At 58.5% G+C, this 19787-nt stretch carries 15 protein-coding genes; 11 read left to right on the forward strand and 4 right to left on the reverse strand.

The features are described 5' to 3' along the window. Window positions 1-98 precede the first annotated feature (98 nt). Complete coding sequence (locus E6C55_RS29295; RefSeq protein WP_136373387.1) at window positions 99-1868, reverse strand: toxin-antitoxin system YwqK family antitoxin; 1770 nt, start codon at window positions 1866-1868, stop codon at window positions 99-101. A gap of 14 nt (window positions 1869-1882) precedes the next feature. Then, window positions 1883-2269, reverse strand: coding sequence for a DUF4280 domain-containing protein (locus tag E6C55_RS29300; RefSeq protein ID WP_136373388.1), 387 nt, complete (start codon window positions 2267-2269; stop codon window positions 1883-1885). Window positions 2270-2421: 152 nt separating this feature from the next. Between E6C55_RS29300 and E6C55_RS29305 the strand changes: the two genes are divergently transcribed. From E6C55_RS29305 to E6C55_RS29315, 3 genes are read left to right on the forward strand one after another with little or no spacing between them, the layout of a single operon-like run. Beyond that, window positions 2422-3603 carry a copper amine oxidase N-terminal domain-containing protein gene (locus tag E6C55_RS29305; RefSeq protein ID WP_136373389.1) on the forward strand — a complete coding sequence of 394 codons (1182 nt, stop codon included), beginning with the start codon at window positions 2422-2424 and terminating at the stop codon, window positions 3601-3603. Next, window positions 3600-6356: an adenylate/guanylate cyclase domain-containing protein gene (locus E6C55_RS29310; RefSeq protein ID WP_136373390.1), complete on the forward strand. Its 2757-nt coding sequence runs from the start codon at window positions 3600-3602 to the stop codon at window positions 6354-6356. Before E6C55_RS29305 ends, E6C55_RS29310 begins: the two co-directional genes overlap by 4 nt. 18 nt (window positions 6357-6374) lie before the next feature. Further along, entirely contained in the window at window positions 6375-6914 is a 540-nt protein-coding gene (locus E6C55_RS29315) for a GNAT family N-acetyltransferase (RefSeq protein ID WP_168735936.1), read from the forward strand. A gap of 542 nt (window positions 6915-7456) precedes the next feature. Here E6C55_RS29315 and E6C55_RS29320 read toward each other — a convergent pair. Together E6C55_RS29320 and E6C55_RS29325 are read right to left on the reverse strand one after the other, a co-directional pair. After that, complete coding sequence (locus E6C55_RS29320; protein ID WP_136373392.1) at window positions 7457-8137, reverse strand: LrgB family protein; 681 nt, start codon at window positions 8135-8137, stop codon at window positions 7457-7459. Next, a complete protein-coding gene (locus E6C55_RS29325) occupies window positions 8134-8517 on the reverse strand; it encodes a CidA/LrgA family protein (RefSeq protein WP_136373393.1) in 384 nt (127 codons plus the stop codon). Before E6C55_RS29325 ends, E6C55_RS29320 begins: the two co-directional genes overlap by 4 nt. A gap of 116 nt (window positions 8518-8633) precedes the next feature. On the opposite strand from E6C55_RS29325, the gene E6C55_RS29330 reads away from it, so the two are divergent. From E6C55_RS29330 to E6C55_RS29365, 8 genes are all read left to right on the forward strand, one after another. After that, on the forward strand, window positions 8634-9527 hold the full coding sequence (locus E6C55_RS29330; protein ID WP_136373394.1) for a LysR family transcriptional regulator: 894 nt from the start codon (window positions 8634-8636) through the stop codon (window positions 9525-9527). A 134-nt stretch (window positions 9528-9661) separates the two neighbouring features. Then, window positions 9662-11617 carry a dihydroorotate dehydrogenase gene (locus E6C55_RS29335; protein WP_136373395.1) on the forward strand — a complete coding sequence of 652 codons (1956 nt, stop codon included), beginning with the start codon at window positions 9662-9664 and terminating at the stop codon, window positions 11615-11617. Window positions 11618-11921: 304 nt separating this feature from the next. Then, complete coding sequence (locus E6C55_RS29340; RefSeq protein ID WP_136373396.1) at window positions 11922-12395, forward strand: DUF1572 family protein; 474 nt, start codon at window positions 11922-11924, stop codon at window positions 12393-12395. Window positions 12396-12844: 449 nt separating this feature from the next. Further along, window positions 12845-13849 carry a LacI family DNA-binding transcriptional regulator gene (locus tag E6C55_RS29345; protein WP_136373397.1) on the forward strand — a complete coding sequence of 335 codons (1005 nt, stop codon included), beginning with the start codon at window positions 12845-12847 and terminating at the stop codon, window positions 13847-13849. Window positions 13850-13870: 21 nt separating this feature from the next. Continuing rightward, window positions 13871-16105 carry a helix-turn-helix domain-containing protein gene (locus tag E6C55_RS29350; protein ID WP_136373398.1) on the forward strand — a complete coding sequence of 745 codons (2235 nt, stop codon included), beginning with the start codon at window positions 13871-13873 and terminating at the stop codon, window positions 16103-16105. A 153-nt stretch (window positions 16106-16258) separates the two neighbouring features. Beyond that, entirely contained in the window at window positions 16259-17155 is an 897-nt protein-coding gene (locus E6C55_RS29355; RefSeq protein ID WP_230986912.1) for an ABC transporter permease, read from the forward strand. Window positions 17156-17172: 17 nt separating this feature from the next. Continuing rightward, the gene (locus E6C55_RS29360) at window positions 17173-18051 is read left to right on the forward strand and encodes a carbohydrate ABC transporter permease (RefSeq protein WP_136373399.1); all 879 of its coding nucleotides are present in this window, start codon (window positions 17173-17175) and stop codon (window positions 18049-18051) included. A gap of 32 nt (window positions 18052-18083) precedes the next feature. Beyond that, the gene (locus tag E6C55_RS29365; protein ID WP_136373400.1) at window positions 18084-19709 is read left to right on the forward strand and encodes an extracellular solute-binding protein; all 1626 of its coding nucleotides are present in this window, start codon (window positions 18084-18086) and stop codon (window positions 19707-19709) included. The last annotated feature ends 78 nt before the right edge of the window (window positions 19710-19787 follow it).

The following is a 19787-nucleotide window of genomic DNA, read 5'->3' on the forward strand; positions in this document are numbered from 1 at the left end:
GGTAGATTCATGGCGGCCGAGTACGGGACAGAGGCATAAAAATCGCCAAGCGACAACGGGAATGATCCCGTGCCGCTTGGCGGTTAGAGGCGCTAGCATCACGACGCCGAGAGAACAATCGTGCCGCCGGTTGGCGTGCCTTGCTTCTTGTCGATGTCGAAGCGATAGGTGCTGCCGTTCATGGTAAGCGTCGTGGACGAGGGCAGCTCGATCAGCACGACCGAGGCCGGGTCGGCTTCCGCTTCGGACTTGGCCAAGGCGGTCATCTCCTGGTACAGCCGCGCCAGCACAGGGCCGTTGCCGATCCGGACCTCTTGCACGGAGGCTTCGCCCGAGGAGCCGGAGTCGTCCATCGCGACGAGGAACGTCAGCTTCAGATCCTGGTAGCGGATCTGCAGGGAAGGACTGGCCGCCCCGCCGACAGCCGCGGTCGTGCCCGTCGTGCTCATGGCGGCGGCGGTCACGGTTGAGGAGTCAGATACGCCGCCGTCGCTTGTTCCCGCGCTGTCGGCCGCCTCGCCCGTATTCGCGCCGCTCGCATCCGCGGCGCTTGCATCCGTCCCGCCGGCAAGCGCCGCGTCGGAATCGTCGGACGATGCGTTCAGCACGTCGACGACGGTGGCTTCGCCCAGCAGCTCGGTCAGCCGCACTGCGGACAGCCCGAGGAAAGCGGAAGGGTCCAAGGCACCGCTGCGGAACGCTCCCTTGTACTGAATGGTGCCGTCTTCCCGGTACCAGGTGCCGATTCCGTTCAGCTTCCCTTCCACGAACGGGCCTTCATATTCGACCATACCCGCGGCGCTGAACAGCTTGCCCTGCCCATGGTACTTGCCGGCGGCGAACGAGCCTTGGTAGACGGATAGACCGGTCTCGTCGAAGAGCTGTCCGTCCCCTTGATAGCTGCCGTTCAGGAAGCCGCCGACGTACAGCGGCGTTCCCGCAGCGGAGTAGAGAGTGCCGGTGCCGCTGTACGCTCCGGCGAGGAAGCCGCCTTCGTACTTGACGCTGCCGCTCTCGAAGTATTCCGCTCCGGCCCCGGACGGCTTGCCGCTGACGAATTCGCCGTTGTAGCGCACGGTGCCGTCGGCATACAGCGTCTTGCCCGTTCCGTTGTACTTCCCGGCGAGGAAGCCGCCCTGGTAGACGATGGCGCCGCCTTCGCCGTATTCCGTGCCTTCGCCGTTGTAGACGCCGTTCGCATACCCGCCGGCATAGAGCAGAGCTCCCGCCTCGGAGTAGCCGCTGCCCGTTCCGTTCGGGCTTCCCGCCTTGAATTCGCCTTCGTACTGAACGTTCCCGCCTGGATAATAGAGCCGTCCCTGGCCTTCGTAGACGTTGTCGGCGAACGCTCCGGTGTAGAGCAGACGGCCTTCCTCGTCGTATCGGCTGCCTTGAACAATCAACCCCGCCGCATAGGTTCCTTGCTCCTTGATCGTGCCATTGGCCCAATAGAGCGTGCCTTCGCCTTCGTACACTCCGTTCGCCAGAGCGCCTTCGTACACGAGCGAGCCGCTCTCGTCCTTCAGCTTCGCTGCTCCGCTGTAGGCACTGGCTTGCCCGTCCGCTGCAACGGTAATGGACGGAGTGCGGTGGAACATCTTGTTGACGAACTTGGGAGGCCGAATAAAGAGGAAGAAGTAAAGCACAAGAAGGATAAGAATGACGATCACGATGAGCTTCTTGGAGACGTAGGTGTTGCCGAAGCGCACGTAGCTCGCCTTCGTGATCTCCTTCTGGCCGAGAATCGACTTGAAGAGTCCCTTCAGGAACTTGGCCAGAAGCTTCGGCCACTTCTTGAGCCTCCGAAGCGGCATCATGATCTTCTTGATGATAGGAGTTACATAAGGCTTAATGAGTTTCTCGATCAAGGGGTTCGACTCCTTCAGGGAACTTGAACGGTCACTTGACCGGGATTGACAATCTGTATGGTGCCACCCCAATTGCACATGCACTTGGATGAGTTGTTAAGCGCAGGAAACGTTCCGACCATCACGGTAGGAGACCCGGGAGCCCACGGAGCTGCGGTGACGGGAACGCAAGGCATCGGCGTCAGCACTCCGAGAGCGGCGGCCGTCGCAGAGGCGACCATTGGATTCGCCATCGACTGGCACATGCCGAACGGAAGAATGTTCACCAGCGGTTTGTTGTCCATAATGTTCGCGTAAGGCATCGCCTGAATGACCCGATTGGCCGGCAGCACCATCAGGACGCTCGGCGCCATCCCGAAGCTGCATTGTAGGCTCGCGCCTCCGCATACGAATTGGCCCATAGCATCTCCTTCTATGTAACATTTTTTAACTTTATTCTACTATTTCTATCAACATCCATCAATAAATACGAGGGGATAAACACAAATAGACGGATTTATAGTACTATAGAAACTAGAGGAAACTGGGAATTGTCCGGAGCGGGAGATTAACCATGGGAAAATATCGACTATTAGCCGCGTCGCTGCTGCTCGCCGCTACTCTCGGAGGAGCGGCGGCGCATGCGGACGAGCAGACGGATGTGCAAGCGGACGAGCAGACGGATGTGCAAGCGGATGTGCAGACGGACGTGCAGGCGGATGTGCAGACGGACGTGCAGGCGCAGGACCCCACAGCGCAGACTGACGAACCGTCTTCCGTGCAGCCTGTCCAGGCTGTCCAAGCCGGTACCGAGCTGTTCGTCGCCTATGTATACGCGTCGCAGAGGGCGGCTCCTTGGCTGAATTATGCGACGGCCGCCGCGAACGCGGGCCGCGACGCCCAGGCTCGAGCCAGCTTCGGCCTGGCGACCGCGGAAGAGGTGCAGACGTGGACGGATGCGGCCGTGCAGGCGCGGGAACAGCTCCAGCTCGCCAGGCAATCGGCCGGAGATGCGCTCTCGGCATGGAAGAGCGGCTACTCGTGGGGAGGAAGTCCCCCGTTGTCCGGGCAGGCGGCGGCCGTCGATCCGAGCCTGGCGGAATCGCTGCGGCTCGCGTTGGCGGCGGAGACGAAGGCGGCGGCGGGAGTCGAAGCGGCGACGCTGAAGCTGCGCGCCGGGATGATCAAGGCGCTGCAGACGCTGCCGGCCCTGGATGCGCTGAAGCAAGCGAAGCTAAGTACGATCGGCGCCAAGGAAGCTTACGTGAACGGCGTTCTGGCCGCTTACGCGAGCTCCGCCGGCTCCCCGATGAGTCTGTCCGCACTGCTCGAAGCGTTCCGGCAAGGGCCGATCCCGGTCTTATATAAGGAAGCGATAAGCGCGTTGTCCGCGAATGCGGCTCCGATTCTGCCGGCGGGCAGCAAGCCGGCTTCGCTTACCGTCCAAGGCGAGACATACGTGCCTCTGCGGCTGTACGCGGAGTCGCTGGGCTACCGGGTGCAAGCGGACAGCAAGACAGGCCTTATCACGTTGACGTCGGACGACGGCCGGATTGTCGTCGACCCGAACCGGCGAATACGAATCGAAGGCGATGAACAATCGCCGCTCGCCGCGAAGTTCGTGTTTGCTCAATATGCTGCTTATGTTACTTTGCCGTTTTTCCCCGAAGTGCTTGGCATGGAGGTCGCTTGGAGCGAAGCGGATCGGCAGGTCATTCGGATATTACCGATAGATGGGAAGGACGGTTCGCCGTGAAGGGTAAATTGATTGCATTGCTGCTGGCGGTAGTTGTCGGCGCACTCTCGCTCGTGACGCTTCGGGAGCATTGGACGGTCAACCCGTTCGCGAACGAGGCTGCCTATACGTACATCTCGCGCGTTGCGACGGATTCGGACGGGGCGATCTACGCGATAACGGACTCCAAGAAGGCGATTCGCAAGACGAACGCCTCGGGCAAGCTCATCTACTCCGTCTCGAGCGCGGACGATGCAGATCCGAATACGATCACTCTGTACAGCAGCATCTCGGCCGACGAGGCGGGCAACGCCTACGCGCTCGAGACGATTCTGGATTCGTACGGGCTGCGCGTATACGGGGATCGGATCGTGCGAATCTCTCCCGACGGCAGCAGAATCGAGCCCCTGTATTCCACCAACTACGAGGCTGCGGACAATCTGCTGCGGGTCGGCAACATTCAATCTCTCTCGGTGAAGGACGGGTTCCTGTATTTCTTCCGCAAGGATACGTCTTCCGCTTCGCTGCTTAAGCTTCCGACGGACATTGCGGGCGGCGCGCCGCAGCAGCCGGAGGTCGTGCGCACGACCGAGATGGCGAACAATCGCTACTTGAACGAGATGACCGGCAACGACGAGAACCAGTTCTTCTTCACGTCGAAGCGCGGCCGGCTGTTCAAGGCCGAGAACGGCGAGGTCGTTCAACTGTATCCCGCGAAGAATGCGGAGACGCAGCTCAACTTCCCGGTTGGCATCGTCGCCGAAGGAAGCTATGTGTACTTCATCGATTATCACGACGCGGCGGTCAAGAGACTGGACGCCGGCAAGCCGGAATCCGCGCCGGAGACGTTCCTGACCTTCGACCAGCTCACGGACATCGATCCGAAGGTCGAATGGTCCGACTTCACGAGCCTGACGGCGACGGGCGACCGAATTATCGTTGCGACGGGCGACCAGATCGTCGCGCTGTCGCCGGCGGGAGATGTGCTCTCCTACGAGACCGGTTACCATTATCCGCAATCGGACATGTGGCTGAAGCTCGGCTACTGGCTGCTTATCGTCGCGGAAGCCGTACTGGCGGTCACGTTCCTCCGGCTCGTCTACGTTCACCTCTTCCGTCGTCGGGTGTTCCTGCTGCTGAAGCAGCTCGCTCTCATTATCCCGGTCGTTCTTCTGTTTATGGCCGGCCTCTCGTATTCGGTATCCCATTCCGTCTCCGCGGAGATCAAGAAGAACACGGACAGCCAGCTTAAGCTGCTCGCCGGCAACGGCAGGTACCTGGTGAGCGGAGACAACCTCGAGAAGCTGAACTCCCCGAAGGACTTCCGCAACGAGGATTACCTGACGATCAAGCAGCGGCTGAACGGCGTGTTCTCCCAGAACGGAGAGAGCCGCGACGGCCTGTACAACACGATCTACCGCTACATGGACGGCAAGCTGTACATCATTATGGACGACGACGACAGCGTGACGATGTTCCAGCCGTTCCCGGTCAGCGAGGACAACATTCGCGTGCTGCAGGAGGGCGTAGTCGTCTCCGGCGAATGGGAGGACTCGACCGGTCAGTGGATGTACGCGCTCGGCCCGCTCTACAACTCCGAAGGCGACATCGTGGGCATCTACGAGACGGGCAAGGACATGACGGGAATCAGCAAGAGCACCTCCGAGATCGTCGTTAACATTCTGAACATTATTGCTATTATCGGCCTTGTGCTGCTCTTCGTCATTACGCTGATGACGGTGTATCTGCTCTCTTCCATCCGCAAGCTCAGACGCAGCGTCAACCTGATCGCCAGCGGCGAATGGGACGTGAAGGTGCAGATTCGAACGCGGGACGAAGTCGAGGAATTGGGCGAGCGCTTCAACATGATGGCCAGCTCGATCCGCCAGTACATCCAGGAGATGACGAAGCTCAGCAACTCGTACTTCCGCTTCGTGCCGCAGCCGTTCCTGAAGGTGCTCGGGAAGAAGAATATGACGCAGATCAGCCTGGGCGAACAGACGAATCGCCGGATGACGATGCTCGTGTGCAACATGCGGCAGTTCACGGAATTCTCCAAGACGCTGACGACGGACGAGAACTTCCGCTTCATCAACTCCTTCCTGAAGGAGTTCGGGCCGGCCGTGCGGGAGTACGGCGGCTTCACGAGCCGCTATCTCGGGCCGGGGATGCTGTCGATGTTCCCGGGCGAGCCGGGCGAGGCGCTGAAGGCGGCGATAAAGCTGAGGGAGACGCTCGAGACATACAACCGCAAGCGGGGGTATTCCGGGTACGAGCCGATCGAGATCGGCATCGCGGTTCATACCGCCGATGTCATGCTCGGCATTATCGGCGAAGAGCAGCGGCTGGAAGGAAGCGTCGTGTCGACGGCGGTGGAGCTGACGCTCGAGCTCGAGAAGCTGTCGGGCAAGCTGGGCGTGAACGTGCTGCTGACGGAGGATTCGCTGCGGTCCATGAAGAAGCTCCCGCCGGGTTCGTATCGGAAGCTCGGGTCCTTCCAGATGGGGGAGGAGCAGCAAACGATCGAACTGTTCGACGTGTTCGAGGGAGATTCGGAGCACATCCGCAAGCTGAAGCAGGAGACGAAGGAGCCGTTCGAGCGGGCGGTGGAGCTGTTCCGGAGCGGCCGGTTCTACGATGCGCGCGAGGTGTTCGTCGCCGTCGTGAAGAAGAACCGCTACGATCTGGCGGCCAAGCTGTACTTCTTCGAGTGCGACCGCTACTTCCAGGAAGGCGTCAGCGAGCAATGGAACAACGCGCTTAAGATATCATAACCGAAGGGGTGGATGGCGATGATGCCGAATTCATTGGAGCAAGGGACGTTGGGACTCCCGATTAAAAAAGTAAACAGCGGAACGGAAGCGGGCCGGGTGTCGGACTTTCTGCTCGGGGAGCATTGCTTCGATGATCAGAGGTTCACGCCGGGGGAGACGGAACAACTGCGCTGGCTGCCGATGCGCAGCTTGCAGGAGAGCCATGTGAACTGTTGGTACACGGAGGAGCACGGGGACGTCGTCTCCGCGATCATCTTCGTCGAGAACGAGCATCGCAGCGGCGGCTACCGGTTCGAATACTTCGGCGTTCATCGCGACTACCGCCACCGCAAGCTCGGTTGGCAACTGATCGAAGCGATGTTCGACTATTGCCGTTCGCAGAACGGTCGATATATCGAGACGTTCACCTGCGACTTGCCCGAATACGCCAGCGCCCGCAAAATGTTCGAGCGGAACGGCTTCGTGTTCCTGTGCCACATGCCCGATTATTATTACCCGGGCGAAGGCAAGCTGCTGTATGTCAAAAATCTTCTGCCGGCCGTTACGAGCGTTTCGTGATGTAGGGTAGGGCGCGGCGTGCTGGGCGATAGTGCCCTGTTCCTTTTCATAAAAGGGTGCCTTATCCCTTCTGATCAGTATCCTAATTATTGGGAATTGGGGCCTGAACAGTGGGGATAAGACACCCCCAAAACAGACCGTTCCCAACCAGGAGAACGGTCTGTTTGTCACTGCGCGAGGGCTCGGGTCCTGCTAAAGTCGATGAAGCCGCCGAAGCCGCCGAAGCCGCCGAGGCCGCCGAGGCCGTCGCCCATTCCACCACCCATTCGCTTATCCCGCGGCCTATTCCGATCCCCATACCGCCAGATACCAGGATTTTATGTGAAAATTCGCATTCGTGCAGCTCGATAATGGGCAGGTTGGACGATTCTATGTGAAAAATAGCATACATGGAGAAAATTCTGGTTCGAGTTGCCGTATGTATGCTAAAAATCGCATAAAATGCCCCGATTCCCGCTAATCCCAGCCGATGAATGCGAAAAACCGCATAAATCGCCAAAGCCGCCTGATCAGAGGGGACGAGGCATCATGAAGTTGCCGAGTTACTGGAACCACGAGGCGATCCAAGGGGCGAACGTAAGCGTGACGAACGCCGTAACCATCATGGCGACGGCGGCGATGGAGCCGGTGGAGGCGCCATACTCGAGCGCTTTGCTGACGCCGGACGAGTGGGAGCTTGTGCCGAACAGTACGCCTCGCGCCAGAGGGCTCCGGATGCGGAATGCCTTCACGACGAGAGGTCCCATGACCATGCTCATGACCCCCGTGACCAGCGTCGCGACGGCTGTGATCGTCGGAAGCCCGCCGATTCGCGAGGAGATGGACATGGCGATCGGCGTCGTCGCGGAACGTGGAGCGAGGCTGTCGACGATGGAAGCCTGAAGGCCGAACAAGCGGGACAAGGCGATTGTCGTGACGATCGCGGCAACGGCGCCGAGTCCGACGCTGATCACAATGGCGAAGGCATCCCGCTTCATCTCCGAGATGTGCTTATACAGCGTAACCGCGAGCGCGATCGTCGCCGGCGCGACGAGGTCGGACAAGAAGCCGGCTCCTCCCTCGTAGGTGTCGTACGGGACATCAAGAACGAGAATGGCAACGATCAGAATCGCGGGAGTGACGATAAGCGGCGTCAGGCAAATTCGCGGGAAGCGGCGGTAAAGCCGCTTAGACAGCAGATAGACGGCGACGGTGCAGGCGAGCCAGAAGACGGAAGCGATCATGAGCGGCCGCCGCCTTCGCCTTGCCTTGCGGACAGCCACTGGCCCGTCAGTCCGGCGCAGAGCATGACCGCCAGGGTGCTGAGCAGAATTACGAGGGCGATGGAGAGTCCCTGATGGACGACAAGGCTCTTGTAATTGATAATGCCGACCGTGGCCGGGATGAAGAACAGCAGCATCTCCGCAAGCAGCCACTTCGAGCCGAGCTCGATCCAATCGAGCCGGATCACCTTCAGCTCCAGCAGCGCGAACAGGACGAGAATGCCCAGAATTGTTCCCGGTATCGGCAGGTTCAGCCATCGGACGACCGCATCCGCTCCCTGCGACAGGAGAATGAAGAAGATGACCTGCGCGACCGTGGCGAACAACACTTTGACTCTCATCGTTGACGTGCCCCTTTCCTCGATATTCTCAGTATACAGACGGCTATTTCATAGGTAAAATGAATATATTGAATGGTTTACATTCCGGATATCTATGTTATGGCGGTGGGAAAAACGTGGAGATACGGCATCTGCAATACGTCGCGGAGATTGTTCGGCATGGGAGCTTCACGAAGGCGGCGGAGGCGTTTCATATTACGCAGCCGACGATCAGCAAGATGGTCCGCAACCTCGAGGACGAGCTTGGGGCGGACGTGTTCGCGAGGGATGGCAAGCAAGCGAAGCTGACAGCCGCCGGGGAAGCGATCGTTCGCTATGCGGAGCCGATCCTGCAACTGTTCGCACAACTCAAGACCGAGATCAACGACCTCACGTACCTGAACAGCGGCAGTATCCGAATCGGCATTCCTCCGATGGCGGGCTCGTTCTTTTTTCCCAGGGTGATTAAGAAGTTCCAGGAGCGATATCCCGGCATCACGCTGAACATGGTCGAAGATGGGGCAAGCCGGATCGAGCGGGCGGTGGCGGACGGAGAACTGGATGCAGGTGTCGTGCTCTGGCCGATCGAGGCGCCCGGTCTGGAATCGCATCCGATCGCTCGCGAGCGGCTTCAGGTGATTATGGGCAAGGACCACCGGCTCGCCGGGCGGGCTTCCGTCGAACTGGCCGAGCTGAAGGACGAGGGCTTTATTCTGTTCGTCAGCGGCTTCGCGCTTCACGATCGAATCATCGCGGAGTGCCGCTCCGCCGGCTTTGAGCCGCGAATTGTCCATGAGAGCTCGCAGTGGGATTTTATCGGGGAGATGGTTGCGGAAGGGCTCGGTCTTGCGATGCTGCCGGAGACGATCTGTCGTGCGCTCGACTCGCGGAAGGTGAGCGTTGTGCCGCTTGTTCGTCCGGCGATTCCATGGGAATTGGTCATGGCGTGGCGGCGGGACGGCTATCGGAGCATGGCCGCGAGGGAATGGATTCGCTTCACGAGAGAGCTGTTCGCCGAGGCTCGTCCTTGATGTGCCGGGATGTGCGGCCGGGCGTTGCAGGAAGCGGTGGGGTAAGAGGGATGCGGAGCAACGGGTTTTCTAGTATGATAGCACCATGCATAATCGGACGTAGTATGCATTCCTTCAGCGGAGGGTGAGAGTCGGTGCCGGACTGGTCGTATCGCACGTTGTTCCGCCCTCTATTGTTCAGGTTGCCGCCGCAGCGGGCGCGGGACTTGACTCTGCGGACGTTCGGCGGACTTGGGCGGTCGCCCTTGGGGGCGTTCGTCATCCGGACGTTCGGTCATATGGAGCTGCCGCCCTTGCTCGCCGGGCAGATCGGCGATGTCGCGATTCCGTATCCGGTCGGCCTGTCCGGCAATCTGGATCTGAACGGCCATGCGGAGCGGGCACTGGAGCAGATCGGCTTCGGCTACGTGGAGCTTGGTCCGGTGACGATCGAGGATCGCATGGGCGGGCTGACGATCGAACGGGACGAGGCGCGGGAGACGCTGATCTATTCCGATCCTGCCGCGAACGTCGGCGTGCGTCGTATCGAAGAGCGGCTTAAGCGCAGCCGTTCCAAGCGTCCGCGATTTATTCGCCTGCGCGCTTCCGACGGGGCCGGAGCGCTGAACGAGCTTGTGACGCTCACCGAGCGGCTGGCGCCGTATGCGTCGGGATGGTTCATCGAGCTGCCGATGGCGCGAGAAGTAGATGATGAGAGGCTAAAGCGCTGGCTGCAAGAGCTTCGGTCCCGGCTGGCGAACGTTCGCGAAGGAATTCCCATGCTGCTCTGCATCCCTCTTGAGATCGACGACGAAGCGCTTGATGCCGTTCTGGCCGCGCTTGCGCCGGACGGAGACAGCGAAGAGGCGCCGGGGTGGGATGGGATCGTTATCGACGACGGCATCCGCACGGAACGAGGCTTCGAGATCGGCCCGGCGGGCAAGAAGCCCGCGCTTCGCCTGCTCGGGAAGCTTCGCGGCCGACTTGCCCATGGGCAGCGAATCGTCTGCAAAGCCGGTGTGAATGAACCGCAGGATGCGCTCGAGCTGATGGAAGCAGGAGCGGACTTCGTCCAGCTTCACGCAGGGCTTGTCTACTCGGGACCGGGGCTTCCGAAGCGGGTGAACGAAGCGGTGCTGTACGAGCGAATGAAGTCGGCGCCCGCCGAGCCGCCCGGCTCGCTGTCTTCCTTCTGGAGCAGTTGGGGCTGGCTGTGCCTGCTCGGCGCGGGAATGATCGTCGGCGGTGCAATCGCCTGGCTGATCGCGATGACGTCGGTGCTGCTCCCCTATGACGAGAGCTTCCTGGGCATTCGGGGCAGCGACATCTCGGAGAGCTATCCCCGGCTGCTGCGCTTCATGTCCCATGATCGCGTCACGCTGGCGGGCACGATGATCTCAATTGGCCTTATCTATTATCTGCTGGGCAAGCACGGATTGTCGCGGGGACTGCATTGGGCGAAGACCGTTGCGGTCACCTCCTGTACGGTCGGCTTCGCGAGCTTCTTCCTCTACCTGGGCTACGGCTACTTCGATCCGGCTCATGCGGCGGCGGCCGTGCTGCTGTTCCCGATGTTTATTCTGTCGCTGAGAGCCAGGGGAGACCGAACGCTTGTCCATCCTCCCAATGTGAAGAACGACAGAGCTTGGCTGCTCGGCCAGTGGGGGCAGCTTATGATGGTCGTTCTCGGCTTCGCCTTCGCCGTCGGCGGGCTCGTCATCTCGGGAGTCGGAGTCACGGGCGTCTTCGTTCCGTCGGACCTTGTTTACCTGTGCATGGGAACGGAGGACATCCGCAGCTTCAACGACCGGCTTATCCCGACGATCGCTCACGACCGCGCCGGGTTCGGCGGAGCGCTCTTCTGCGATGCGGTCGCCATTCTCGGCACCGCCCTGTGGGGAATTCGCCAAGGGGAGAAGTGGATCTGGCGGCTGTTCCTGCTCGGAGGCATCCCCGGCTTCTGGGGCGCCTTCAGCGTTCACGCCGCGATCGGCTATACGGACTTTGTCCATCTGCTGCCGGCTTACTTCGCGCTGGCGATTTATGTCGCGGGGCTGGTGCTGCTGTATCCTTATTTAATGAGGAGAGGCTCTCTGTCGCAACGAATGTGAAATTTCACATTGGCACAGGTTGATAACGGACCGTTTGGGCGATTCTATGTGAAAAATAGCATCCATAGCGAAAATTCCGGGCCGAGTTTCCGTATGTATGCTAAAAACCACATAAAATGGCTGGATTACCCCCAATTCAAGCCGACGAATGTGAAAATTCATATAAATCGCGCAAACGACATCGTGCCCGAGGTGGAGGAGCGAGGGGCGCGAGGGATGCAAGGGAAGCGAGGAATGCGTCAACGAGAGAATTCAAGCATGATGGCTGGCTACAATTCGGACGTATTATGGAGGAGGAGACGCAATGACCTACGACTTCCACCGGAAATGGCTTGCGAAGAAGTTCGAGGAGATCAAGACCCGCACACTCAAGGCGATCCGCCAGTTGGACGACGAGCGGCTGAACCGGTCTCTCGACGATGTCAGTCACACGATTCCGACGCTGCTGAGGCATATCGAAGGGAACATCGACGAACGAATTCGGCGAGGAATGTTCGGAGAAGACATCACCCGGGACCGCGAGAGGGAATTCCGGCGCGAGTTCATGCCTTTGGCGGATGCGGAGAGTCTTGTTCTGCGGAACATGGACTATGTGATCGGGCAAATTCGGAGCTTGCCGGACGCGGTGTTCGAGGAGACGCAGCTTGTTCGGGGGAAGGAGCGCAGCAACCTCGACATGCTGCACCAATGCGCCGCCCACTTCTCGGAGCATATGGGCCAGATTCTGTACGTGTCGAAGCACCTTCTGCAGAAGGAGTATCGGTCGACGTCGATCTGAGACGGAGAACTGCGGGGCGCAGCAGAAGGGTCGGACGCCCGGCCCTTCGGGCGCTTAACGAATCCAATCGAATTCCCATTGACAAGACGGGGAATGTCGGCTTATGATCTTCATGTAATCGATTACGTAATCGATAACATATTGGCATAGTGGCACATCGGCAGGACTGCCAACCGGAAACTCCTGAGCGCGGCCAGGCACCGAGCGAATAAGTCCGAAATTTTGCCTACATTCCGTCTCTGCAGCCAAAGCCGGTCTGCGGCCGGCCGGACAAGCCCGAAGCCAGAACGGCCAGCGGCCGGCTTCCAGCTTCGCCCCAATAGCGCCTCATGCCATGCGTGAAGCATCGACACTAGCGTGCTCGTTATCATCTTTAATCTCTCTCTGGTTCAACGTACATCCCCTAATTATATCCCCTCCGGCTTCCGGAAGGTTCGAGGTGAGTCTGGTTGTCCAAAGCAACGATCAAACAAGTGGCGCGCGAGGCGGGAATCTCGACGGCTACCGTGTCCAGGGTTCTGAACGACAGCGGCTATGTCAGCGACGAGATCAAGAAGCGCGTGCTGGAAGCCGTCGCGAAGCTGAATTATCGACCAAGCGCCGTCGCGCGCAGCCTGAAGCAAGACAAAACCTATATGATCGGCATTATTGTTCCCGATATCTCGAATCCTTACTTCATGGGAATCTCCAGAGGAATCGAGGACGTCGTCGGACCGGAGGGCTTCCAGCTTCTGTTCTGCAGCTCGGAAGAGAATCCGGCCAAGGAGAGCAAGCAGCTTCGGCTGCTGCTCGAGAAGAGGGTCGACGCCATCGTGCTGGCGACGTCCGGCGGCAACGAGTCGGTCGTCAGAGGCGTGTGGGAAGCGGGCGTCCCGATTGTTCTGATCGATCGGAAGCTTGAGCTCGACAACGGCGTGCGGTTGGATCTGGTCGCCGAGGATAATGTAGACGGCGCGTACCAATTGACGAGAAAACTGCTGCAAGACGGCTACCGGCGAATCGGAGTCGTCAACGGCCCGATTCGGGTCAGCACGGGGAAGGAGCGGTACGAGGGGGTGCTGAAGGCGATGAGGGAATTCGCGCTTCCGTGGGAACCGCTCGTATTCAATGGAGAATTCACGGCCGAAGGCGGCAGCCGGGCGGTCGCGGAGTTCCTCGCTTCCGATCATCCCCCCGCGGCCATCGTCTCCTTAAACAATCGCATGAGCCTGGGCGTTCTGCTTGAGATTGTGCGCCACGGCCTGCGCATTCCGGACGACCTGGCGGTCGCCTCCTTCGGCGAGGTCGAGGCGGGGTCGCTGCTGAAGCGCCCGGCGCTTTATTATACGGAGCAGAATCCGAACGCAATGGGACGGAAGACGGGGGAGATTCTGCTTGCCCGAATTCGCAGGGAGTTGCCTTCTGCGGAAGCGGCAATCGAGATCTATCCCGGCGAAGTGAAGCAGATTCAATGAAGCGATGGGAGGCAGCGGGATATGGCCAACTCGAGAATGTGGAAGCTCCCTGTCCAGACGAATAAATTGTATTTTCGCATCTTGAGCTATTTCTTGTTGTTGTTGATTCCGATGTGCGCCGTAGGCGCTATCGTGTACTTCTCCAATATCTCCACCTATCGGGAGCGGGCCATCGAGAAGTTATCGTCAAGCCTGGCTTCCTCCTCCCGCGTCATCGACATCTACCTGCGAACGACGGAGCAGACGGCGATGAACTTCTTCATCAACGAGACGGTTCAACAATCGATGGCTCCGTACGCTCTCCAGGGCGATGCCGAACGGGAGCAAGCGACGAGCATCGTGAAGGTAATCTCGTCCAGCCGGAATATTCTGAGTCCGTACATCGACGACTTGTTCGTCTTCGCGGATAACGAGTGGATCTACAAGAGCGAAGGGATGGAGAACTTCCATTCCTTTTTCGTCGACTTCAATTCGTTCGCCCGCTACGACGACTCCTTCTGGGAAGGGCTGCTGCAGAGCGATCAGTCGTTCCAGGTGCTGGAGCCGACCGTCGTGACGAAGCATTATACGTCGAAGAGCGGAACGGTTATCCCGATTGTCATCTCCGAATACATTCGAGGGAATCAGGTGGTCATGGTGGCCACGATCTCGGCTTCGAAGATTGTGGATACGCTGGTCGGAGGCGCCATAGCGGATTCGACCTCGTTCTTCGTGATGGACAACAAGGATAACATTATCGTCGCCAATTCGCGGCTTGGAGAGGACCGTGACGTTCAATCGCTGAAGAGCGCCTTCGACAACGGCGCGAGCTCCGCATCCATCCGCCTGGGCGGCGTGGACTACGTCTCGACGATGACGACGTCGGATTTCGGCTGGAGCTACTATTCCTTGACGCCCGCGAGGTTCTACAAGGAGCAGGCGACCGGCATTCTGTCGGTAACGCTATGGTCATCCGCGCTGATGCTGCTGATCGGAATCGGCCTGTCCTTCTTCTTCAGCACAAGGCTCTACAACCCGATCCGCAATCTGCTCGGCGCCTATCATGAACGCGAGCAATTCTCGAGCGAACTGCTGGACCATACGTGGCTGCATCTTCTTAATGGAGAGAGCCTGGACAAGCAGGACAGATTCATGCAAGAGATCGGCTTCACGGGAGGCGAATACCAGGTCGTCTGCATCAAGTTCCACTTCAAGCCGACGTTCGAGGAGATTCAGGACATCGAACGGGTCGTCATTCTGGAGAAGCTTAAGAAGATCATTGCCGGCGTCATCGGTCCGCAGGAATCCACTCATATTCTGGAGCTGCCGAATCAACTGTTCGTCGCGATCGTCAACTTGAGAAGCCGCGATGACCGGGATGCCCTCGAAGGCGGCCTCAAGTCGCTGCTTCAGACGTTCCAGTACGATACGCGATATTGCAGGCTTACGGTCGGGGTGGGCCGAACGTATCCGACCTCGGGCAGCCTGGCCAAGTCGTTCGGCGAAGCCCGGATTGCGCTGGCGAAGGCGAACCCCAAGACGGACTTCCAGATCGTCCATTCCGCAGACCTTCCCGTCGAGGAAGGCTTCCACTTCAGCTTCGGGGACGAGAGCAAGGTCGTCAACGGCTTAAGGGCCGGAGACCCGGTCTTGCTGGAAGGAATCGTCCGGGCGATCGTCCGGAGGAACCTGGAGAAGGACACCTCGAACACCTACATGAACTTGCTGCTGATCGAGCTGTACAACATCGGCATTCAATATGCGGCGGAGAAGGGCGTGGCGCCGGCCCGCCTGCTTCAGGAGGAGGAGCATCTCGTCCTCAGCGGCAAACGCCATTACCGCATGGAGATCGAAGAGCAACTGGCTCTTCTTCTTCGTTTCTACGGCGGGATCATGGAGCGCACGGCGACTCCGGAGGACAACAAGACGGGGCAGCTCGTGTCCCGGATGATCGCGTATATCGACGACAACTTCCGCAGCGACCTGTACCTGGAGAGGATCGCGGAGGAGATGAAGATGTCCGCCAAGTACGTCTCGAAGGCATTCAAGGAAATTACCGGAACCAATCTGACGGATTACATCGCCATGAAGAGAATCGAGGAAGCGAAGAAACTCTTGGCCGCCACCGTATGGAAGAACGACGAGATTGCGGAGCGGGTCGGCATCGTCAGCCGCGCCACTTTTTTCCGACTATTCAAGAAGTACGAAGGCATCACCCCGCAGGAATACCGGTCCATGCTGCAAGCGGGCCGCAGTAAGAACGGAGACGACAATTGAGACCGTGAAGGATAAATGAGACTGCAGGCGCAAAGCGGAAATTTAAGAGTCGAATCGCCTTGATTGAGCGTAGGCGACCGCCCCGGCCCCCCCTTATGATGAGAGCGTGGAAGATGGACACACACGATAAGGGCAGAGTGAGGGGGTGACACGGTGATCTTAAGAAAGTTAGCTCGCAACAAGTATTTGTACATGATGTTTGCGCTGCCGTTCCTGTACTTCGCAATCTTCCACTACGTACCGATGTTCGGCAATATCATCGCGTTCCAGAATTACAATGTGGTGATCGGGTTCGTCCACAGTCCGTTTGTAGGGTTCGAGCACTTCAAGGAGTTCCTCTACGATCCTTACTTCTGGAAGCTGGTCCGCAACACGCTTATGCTCAATGTGTACGGGATCGTCTTCGCGTTCCCCGCGCCGATTGTGCTGGCCTTGCTGCTTAACGAGCTGAGAAGCAAGAGATTCAAGCGGCTTGTGCAGTCCGTCGCCTACTTGCCGCACTTCCTGTCTACGGTCGTCATCTCGGGGATGATCGTCAACTACCTGGCTTACGACGGCATGCTCAACCGATTCATCGAATCCATGGGCGGAGAGCAGGTTCAATTCCTGAGCGATGCTTCCTGGTTCCGAACGATCTACATCGTCTCCGATATCTGGCAGCAGATCGGCTGGGGAACGATTATTTACCTGGCTGCGCTTACGGGAGTCGATCCTCAATTGTACGAGGCGGCGCGGATGGACGGGGCGAATCGGTTAAAGCAAGTGCTGCATATCGCGATTCCTTGCATTCTTCCGGTTATCACGATTATGCTGCTGCTGAACATCGGGAACTTCATGACGGTCGGCTATGAGAAAATACTGCTGTTGTACAACGGATCGACATACGAGACGGCGGATGTCATTCAGACGTTCGTGTACAGGAGAGGGTTGCTCGGGAGCGATTTAAGCTTCGCGTCGGCAGTCGGCTTGTTCCAGTCGGTCGTCGCCTTCGTTCTGGTAGTTGGAGCCAACCGTCTGACGAAGCGGCTGGGAGGAGCGACTCTGTGGTAGGATAGGAGAGCATCCATATGAAGCTTGGCAAGCGCAAGTATTCGGCATTCGATCTGGTCAATGCCCTGATCATGCTGGTCCTGATCTTTATTATGCTGTACCCGATTTACTACATGGCGATCGTGTCGATCAGCAACGGATCTTCCGTGGCGAGAGGCGAGATCCACTTCTATCCCGTCCGCATAACTTGGAAAGCTTACGAGGTTATTTTCTCGGACGCCCCCATTGTAAGCGCATACAGAAATACGCTCATTTACACCTCCCTGGGAGTCGCGATCAATCTGTTCATGACCTCTCTGTGCGCTTATCCGTTATCGAGACGGGAGTTCTACGGTCGCAATCTCTTCTCGCTGTTTATCGTGTTCACCATGTTCTTCGACGGAGGCATCATTCCCCGTTATCTGGTCGTCAACGGACTGGGCATGCTGGATACGATCTGGGCGATCGTCGTACCGACGGCGATCAACGTCTTCTATATGGTGATGATGCGGACGTTTTTCCAAGCGTTGCCGGAGGCGCTTCACGAATCGGCCCATATGGACGGGGCCAACGATCTGACGGTGTTCTGGCGAGTGGTGCTTCCGCTCTCGGCTCCGGTCATGGCAACGATGACGTTGTTCTACGCGGTCAGCCACTGGAACAGCTACTTCCCTGCCCTGATCTATCTGAACGACAGTCATCTGTACCCGATTCAGATCATTCTTCGCAATATCGTCATTCAAGGAGATGTCGCATCGCAATCGACGGAAGCAAGCGGGGTCATGGGGACGCTGGTCGTCGATCAGAATATCAAGTACGCCGTCGTCCTTATCGCGATTCTTCCTATTCTTCTCTTATATCCATTCTTGCAGAAGTACTTCGTCAAGGGATCGATGGTCGGCTCGCTTAAAGGGTAGATAATAGAATTCAATCCAATGGGGGATTACGAATGAACGGAACCAAGAACGCATCATGGAAGAAAATAGCGGCGAGCACGATGGCTCTGACACTGTCGGCTGCTGCGCTATTGTCGGCTTGCTCCGGCAACAACACCGCGAACAATACCGGGAACAACAGCTCCTCTTCGGCTCCGGCCTCGAACGCTGCGACAAGCTCGGCATCCTCGTCGGCGGCCGCGCCGGCAAGGGAAGTCACGGTCATGAGAAGCGATACCGTCATTCAGCCATGGCTGGCGGATTCGCCGGCGCTGCAGGAGATCATGAAGAACACGAATACGAAGATCACTACGCAAGCCGTGCCGGAGAGCGACTACGACGCGAAGAAGAACACCTTGATTGCGACCAACAATCTTCCGGACGTCCTGTTCGTCAAGAAGGCGGATATCATTACGTACGCCAATACGGGCGTATTCCTGAATCTGACTCCTTACCTTGACGAGTACGCGCCGAACCTGAAGAAGCGGATGGAGTCCGACCCCGAAGTGAACAAGCTGAAGGTGGACGGGGACCTGTACGGCTTCCCCATCATGGCGAACAAGGAGAACGCCGCCAACGTCGGCAACTTCCCGATGATCCGCACGGATGTTCTGGAAGAGCTGAATCTGGCCGCGCCGACAACCTTCGATGAGCTGTACGAGGTGCTCAAGGCGTTTAAGCAGGCGTACCCGGATTCGTATCCGTGGTCGTTCCGCAACGGCTCCGAGTACAACCTGAAGTTCCTCGCCTACGCTTTCGGCGGCGGCTTCCCGATCTACTACGAGCCGAAGGAAGACAAGTTCGTCTACGGCGTCTCGAGCGACGGCTTCAAGGAAGCGGTCACCTTCCTGAACAAGCTGTACAAGGAGAAGCTGCTCGATCCGAACTTCGCGGCTCTGACGGTTCAACAGTGGCAGCAGAATCTCAGCTCGGGCAAGTCGCTGTTCTTCTACGACAACTATACGTTCGCGACCAACTTCAACGCGGCGCTGCAGGAGACCGATCCGGACGCGAAGTTCGACATGCTTCCCGTCCTGGCGGATGCGAACGGGAACAAGCGCAACTACATGGACAATCCGTCGAGCTTCAATTCCTACGTGATCAGCAGCAAGGTTCAGAATCCGGAAGAGATCATCAAGATGTTCGATTGGATGTACAGCGACGAAGGCTTGAAGAGCACCAACTTCGGCGTGAGCGGCGAGCACTACACCGAAGACAACGGCACCATCACGATTGCCCAGAGCCTGCTTGATCAGTTCAAGGATAAGCAGGACCCGTATCGCGCGATGCAATCCTTCCTGGGCACGGGACTGCTCTCGTTCGCCGTCATGACGGACGATACGCCGATGTTCGCCAGCTCCCCCGAGCAGCTCAAGGTGTGGTCGGACGCCGTCAAGAGTCAGAAGGAAGCGGGCATCGTCGTCGAGAAGCCGCTGGACCCTCCGTTCACGGAAGAAGAGCGCGATCAGTTGAAGCAGCTTAATTCCAAGGTCGGCACGCTCGTGACCCAGAACGTGGATAAGTTCATTATGGGCAACCGGCCGCTGAGCGAGCTGGATCAATTCGCGCAGGAGCTTGCAAGCAGCGGAGCGGCGGACATCGAGAAGATCTATAACGACGCATGGGCTCGCATGAAGTAGAGGCAGCGGAGAGAGCTGTTCGGACGAATAAAGCAGCGAAGAACGATTGTGCAGCGAATGAAGCAGCGAAGAACGTTG

Source organism: Cohnella fermenti, assembly GCF_004801405.1.
GTDB lineage: Bacteria > Bacillota > Bacilli > Paenibacillales > Paenibacillaceae > Cohnella > Cohnella fermenti.